The 453-nt window shown below is 59.4% G+C and carries 1 protein-coding gene; it reads right to left on the reverse strand.

Translation table 11 applies throughout. The annotated features are described in order from the left end of the window. Window positions 1-424: transposase domain-containing protein (locus ACTJI6_RS24260; RefSeq protein WP_440804358.1), on the reverse strand; the 424-nt coding region annotated here is incomplete at its 3' end. Between the last annotated feature and the right edge of the window lie 29 nt (window positions 425-453).

The raw sequence follows: 453 nt of genomic DNA on the forward strand, positions 1-453 counted from the left end.
CCAGGGCCAGCTGCAGGTCTTCCAGCGCCAGCTCCAGTTGCTCGATCTCGCGTTCGATCTTTTCCGAACTGGCTCCGAACTTCTGCTTTTGCAATTTGGCAATCCGAACGCGCAGCGCCTGAACCAGCAGATCATGCGCGCGCAAGCTGGCCGACATCTTCTGATTTTCTGCCTGCAACGCAGCAATGATCGCCTTCAAGGCGGCAGGATCATTGGGCAGTGGCGTGGTCGTTCCGGACATGGCGATGGATACCATATCCTCCTGTCGAACGCTACAAAAAGACGCAATTACAAAAGGATAAATCAGCCGACCCGGGCCGGTGGCGCCCCCCAATCCGGCCGCCTCCAGTGAGAACGGCGGTGAGAAACTAGTCCACGGAAGCGGCGGCATGGAGCTGCTGCGGGCGGCGTAAAAGTCGTCCACCCTTTCCCTTTCTGCGGCAGCAGGGAGGG

Origin of the sequence: Paracoccus sp. 22332 (genome assembly GCF_052045125.1) — a bacterium.
In the GTDB taxonomy this organism is placed as follows: Bacteria; Pseudomonadota; Alphaproteobacteria; order Rhodobacterales; family Rhodobacteraceae; genus Paracoccus; species Paracoccus haematequi_A.